Source organism: Mesorhizobium sp. M7A.T.Ca.US.000.02.2.1 (genome assembly GCF_003996995.1).
Taxonomy (GTDB): Bacteria; Pseudomonadota; Alphaproteobacteria; order Rhizobiales; family Rhizobiaceae; genus Mesorhizobium.
Window position 1 is genome coordinate 1 of sequence record NZ_RZTT01000415.1, and the last position, 5,131, is coordinate 5,131.

Below are 5,131 nucleotides of genomic sequence, written 5' to 3' on the forward strand. Positions count from 1 at the left end.
GCCCTGATGCGCCGCCGTGTCGATGCCGCGCGCAAGGCCGGAGACGATTGCGTAGCCGTCGCGGCCGAGGTCGGCCGCCAGCATGCGTGCCATCTTGATGCCGGCCAGGGACGCGTTGCGTGCCCCAACGATGGCGACACCCGGCAGCCGAAAAACAGCTGCGTTGCCCTTTACCGCCAGCAACGGCGGCGGATGGTCCATGTTGCGCAATAGGGGTGGGTAGTCTGTTTCACCGATCCCGACAAAGCGGGCGCCGGCCTTTCCGGCTAATTCCAGTTCGGCCTCGGCTTCGGCAATGGAAGGGATGCGAGCGATCCGGATGGCGCCGCCTGAAATCATCAGTTCCGGCAATATCTCCAGCGCCGCCTCGGCCGAACCGAAACGGTTGATGAGGTCGCGAAAGGATGCGGGGCCGACATTCTTGGTGCGGATCAGCCGCAGCCAACTCAGCCGCTGCCGGTCGCTGAGACGCGGCCCGGCGGCCGGCCCACTCACCACGGCGGCAGGCTCGCTCACCCCTTGGCTCCGATCTTGCCCTCGGTGCCGGCAAGCAGCCGCGAAATGTTTTCCCGGTGCTTGATGAAAACGATGATGCTCATCACCACGAACAAGGCCGCATTCTGCGGTGTGCTCAGGACATAGAGAGCGATCGGCACGATGACCGCCGCCGTCAGCGCCGCCAGCGAGGAATAACGGAACAGAAATGCCATCACCAGCCAGGCGACGGCAAAGATCAGCGCCACCTGCCAGGCAAGGCCGATCAGCACGCCGAGATAGGTGGCGACGCCCTTGCCGCCCTTGAAACCGAGCCAGACCGGGAAGAGATGACCGAGAAAGGCGCCGAGACCGGCCCAGATCGCCAGGTCAGGCGCGAAATGGCCTGCTATCAGCACGGCGACCGTGCCCTTCAGCGCGTCAAGCAGCAGCGTCGCGGCGGCAAGGCCCTTGTTGCCGGTGCGCAGAACATTGGTGGCACCGATATTGCCGGAGCCGATCTTGCGCACATCGCCAAGGCCGGCCGCGCGGGTGAGCAGGAGCCCGAACGGAATCGAGCCAAGCAAATAGCCGAACACGAGCGTTGGGATGAGGCTGTAAATCATTGTTCCCCCCGCATTTCCCCAGTTTGGCCGGATCAGGCGCGGTGCGCCGTGGCCGGTTCAGGCGGAAAACACTGTGCGGCCCGCAACCAGCGTTTGCAAGACCTTGCCTTGTAGTCGCGCGCCTTCGAAACAGGTGTTTTTCGACCGGGAACGAATACCGCTTTCGCTGACGATCCAGGGTTCGTCGAGATCGACAAGCGCAAGATCGGCGACAGCGCCCGGCTTCAACGTGCCGCCGGGCAGGCCGAACAGTTTTGCGGGAGCGGTGGACAGGGTTTCGATCAGCCGCAGCAACGGCACATCGCCATTGTGGTAGAGCCGCAGTGCGGCGCCCAGCAGCGTCTCCAACCCTATGGCGCCGGCCGCCGCATCGGCAAAGGGCAGGCGCTTGGTGTCGACGTCCTGCGGATCGTGCGAGGAGACGATGATGTCGATCGTGCCGTCCCTGACCGCATCGATCATCGCCAGCCGGTCTTCCTCGGCGCGCAAAGGCGGGGTCAGACGGAAGAAGGTGCGGTATTCGCCGACATCGTTTTCATTCAGCGACAGATTGTGGATCGCCACGCCTGACGTCACCGTCGCCCCGTCGATTTTCGCACGCGTCACGGCGTTTGCCGCCATCGCCGTCGAGATCTTTGCTGCGTGGTACGAACCGCGCGTCAGCCGCGCCAAGGCCAGATCGCGTTCCAGCGGGATGGATTCGGCTTCGCGCGGAATGCCGGAAAGGCCGAGCCAGCTGGCGTAAAGGCCCTCGTTCATCACGCCGGATGAACCGAGGTCCGCATCCTGCGTCTCGTGCACGATGGTGGCGCCGAAATCGCGCGCATAGGTCAGCGCGCGGCGCATCACCAGCGCGCTCGATATGGTGTGGCGACCATCGGTGAAGGCGACGGCGCCTGCTTCGCGCAGCAGGCCGAACTCGGTCATCTCGCGCCCGTCGAGGCCCTTGGTGATCGCTGCCGCCGGAAAGACGTTGACGATCGCCGTGTCCTTGGCGGTGCGCAGCACGAACTCGACCAGCGCCACATTGTCGATCACCGGATCGGTGTCGGGCATCATGACGATGGAGGTGACGCCGCCGGCCGCCGCCGCGACACTTGCCGACGCGATGGTTTCGCGATGCTCGCCGCCCGGTTCACCGATGAAGACGCGGCCATCGATCAGGCCTGGAATGATCGCCTTGCCGGCGCAGTCGACAACGGTGGCGCCCTCGGGCGCGCCCTGGTTTAGCGCCGCCTTGCCGGCGGCAACGATCTTGCGGCCGTCGACGATGACGGCGCCGACTTCGTCGATGCCGCGCGACGGGTCGATAATGCGGACGCGCTCGAAGACCGTTATGCTCATGCGCCGCGGCCTTCATTATTGCGGCGCGGGTCAAGCAGCGCTTCCATGACGGCCATGCGCACGGCGACGCCCATTTCGACCTGTTCCTGGATGACGCTCTGCGGACCGTCGGCGATTTCCGAGGCGATCTCGACGCCGCGGTTCATCGGCCCGGGGTGCATCACCAGCGCATCGCCCTTGGCCGCCTTCAGTTTTTCCGCATCAAGGCCGAAATAGCGGAAATACTCGCGCACCGAAGGCACGAACGCGCCTTCCATGCGCTCGCGCTGCAGGCGCAGCATCATCACCACATCGGCGTCCTTGAGGCCCTCGGCCATCGAGCGGGTGACGATGACGCCCATCTTCTCGATGCCGGTGGGCAGAAGCGTCGACGGTGCGACGACGCGCACCTGCGCGCCGAGCGCGTTGAGCAGCATGATGTTGGAACGTGCCACGCGCGAATGCAGGATGTCGCCGCAGATCGCCACGATCAGCTTCGACAGCGGGCCCTTGGCGCGGCGGATGGTCAGCGCGTCGAGCAGCGCCTGTGTCGGGTGCTCATGGGCGCCGTCGCCGGCATTGACCACCGAGCAGCCGACTTTTTGCGCCAACAGCGCCGCCGCGCCCGCCGACTGGTGGCGGATGATCAATATGTCGGGCCGCATGGCGTTAAGCGTCATCGCCGTGTCGATGAGCGTTTCGCCCTTCTTCACCGAAGAGCTTGCCACCGACATGTTCATGACATCGGCGCCGAGGCGCTTTCCGGCAAGCTCGAACGACGACTGTGTGCGCGTCGAGGCTTCATAAAAGAGGTTGATCTGTGTGCGGCCGCGCAGCGTCGAGGTTTTCTTCTCGGACTGCCGCGAGATCGCGACCGCTCGGTCCGCCCTGTCGAGCAACAGCTCGATATCGGCGGGGGAAAGGTCGCGGATGCCCAGAAGATGGCGATGAGGATAGGGGGACGAAGCGTCGGTCATCTCAAGGCGCTGCTATAGGGTGGAGACTTTGCGGCTGCAAGCGCCAGCTTTGCATTGCAGCCGTTCTCCTCAATTTTTTCGTATAGATGGCCGATTGTATCGGCCGGTATTTTCATCGCGCGCGCTGCATGGCTTGGCTATATCTAGCCGACAGCCTCGGATTCGTGGCTTTCTGACGATAGAAGGATTGGGCGTGACCGACGACGTGATGAACCAGCCGCCGCCGCTGACGGGCGGCAACGCCTGGCGGGGCGATCCGTTGCTGATCCAGCTCGCGGAACGTTTTTCCGATCCGGTGCGCAAAGATCTCGACGGTCTCGGCCGCTTCGTGCTGACGCAGGAGGCGCAGGAATTGGCGCGCCTCGCCAATGTCGAGACGCCGAAGCTCAGGACGCATGATCGCCAGGGACGGCGCATCGACGTGGTCGAGTTCCATCCCGCCTATCACGCCTTGATGCGCCGCTCTGTGGCCAACGGGCTGCATTCCTCGGTATGGGAGAACGGCGACACCGAGATCGGCCGCCGCCATCAGGTCCGTGCCGCCCGGTTTTATCTGACGGCTGAGCTCGAGACCGGGCATCTGTGCCCCATCACCATGACCAACGCTTCGCTGGCGGCCTTGATGGCCAGCCCGAAACTGTTTCGCGAATGGGCGCCGCGCGTGACGACGCGCAAATACGACCAGAGCCAGAAACCGCCGGTCGAGAAGACCGGGCTGACGCTCGGCATGGGCATGACCGAGAAGCAGGGCGGCACCGATGTGCGCGCCAATGTGACGAGGGCGGAACGCGCCGGCAGCGGTTTTTATCGTCTGACGGGGCACAAATGGTTCATGTCCGCGCCGATGTCGGATGCGTTCCTGGTGCTGGCGCAGGCGCCGGAGGGGCTGTCGTGCTTCCTCGTGCCGCGCGTCCTCGGTGATGGTTCGGGCAACGGCTTCCGCTTTCAGCGACTGAAGGACAAGCTCGGCAACCGTTCCAACGCCTCCTCCGAAGTCGAATTCGTCAATGCCATCGGCGAGATGGTCGGCGAACCCGGTGCCGGTGTGAAGACGATCATGGACATGGTCACGCTCACCCGGCTCGATTGTGCCATCGCATCGTCGGCTATCATGCGCGCGGGCCTGGCCGAGGCCGTCCATCACGCCCGCCATCGCCAGGTGTTCGGTTCGACCTTGATCGAGCAGCCGCTGATGCAGCGCGTTCTGGCCGATATGGCGCTCGATGTCGCCGCCGCCACCGCGCTGTCGTTCCGGCTGGCGCGGTCCTTCGACGAGGCGGCCAGCGACCGCGGCGAGGCAGCGTTTGCCCGGGCCATGACGCCGGTCGTCAAATACTGGGTCTGCAAGATCGCGCCGCCTTTGCTCTATGAGGCGATGGAGTGCCTCGGCGGCAACGGCTATGTCGAGGAGGCGCCACTCGCCCGCTACTATCGCGAGGCCCCGGTCAACGCGATCTGGGAAGGCTCGGGCAATGTCATGGCGCTTGATGTGCTGCGCGTGCTCGGCCGTGCGCCCGGCCTGTTCGAGGATGTGCTGGCCGGCATCGACCGTGATCTCGGCGCCGGCGGACGCGGCACGATCGGCGTGCTAAAGGCGGCGATGCAGGTTGCTTCAACCGACGAAGGTTCGGCCCGGCTGCTGACCGAGCAGCTGGCACTGTCGGCTGCGGCGGCGGAATTGCGCCGTTTGGGGGCCGGGCGGATCGCCGCCGCTTTCGTCGAGACGCGTTT

Annotated in this window: 5 protein-coding genes; 1 reads left to right on the forward strand and 4 read right to left on the reverse strand. The window is 65.0% G+C overall.

The window, feature by feature from the left end:
- The 4 genes from EOD15_RS28060 to EOD15_RS28075 all read right to left on the reverse strand — a co-directional run.
- A partial coding sequence (locus EOD15_RS28060; RefSeq protein ID WP_148129664.1) for a DNA-processing protein DprA occupies nucleotides 1-495 on the reverse strand: 495 nt, incomplete at its 3' end.
- A 17-nt stretch (nucleotides 496-512) separates the two neighbouring features.
- Nucleotides 513-1,100 carry a glycerol-3-phosphate 1-O-acyltransferase PlsY gene (plsY, locus tag EOD15_RS28065; protein ID WP_127323106.1) on the reverse strand — a complete coding sequence of 196 codons (588 nt, stop codon included), beginning with the start codon at nucleotides 1,098-1,100 and terminating at the stop codon, nucleotides 513-515.
- A 57-nt stretch (nucleotides 1,101-1,157) separates the two neighbouring features.
- Nucleotides 1,158-2,444: a dihydroorotase gene (locus EOD15_RS28070; RefSeq protein WP_127409037.1), complete on the reverse strand. Its 1,287-nt coding sequence runs from the start codon at nucleotides 2,442-2,444 to the stop codon at nucleotides 1,158-1,160.
- Nucleotides 2,441-3,400 (reverse strand): aspartate carbamoyltransferase catalytic subunit, encoded by a 960-nt coding sequence (locus tag EOD15_RS28075; RefSeq protein WP_127321160.1) that lies wholly within the window; start codon nucleotides 3,398-3,400, stop codon nucleotides 2,441-2,443. Before EOD15_RS28075 ends, EOD15_RS28070 begins: the two co-directional genes overlap by 4 nt.
- Before the next feature lie 208 nt (nucleotides 3,401-3,608).
- Here EOD15_RS28075 and EOD15_RS28080 point away from each other — a divergent pair.
- Nucleotides 3,609-5,131 (forward strand): DNA alkylation response protein (locus EOD15_RS28080; RefSeq protein WP_185929102.1); only part of this gene is annotated, 1,523 nt, incomplete at its 3' end.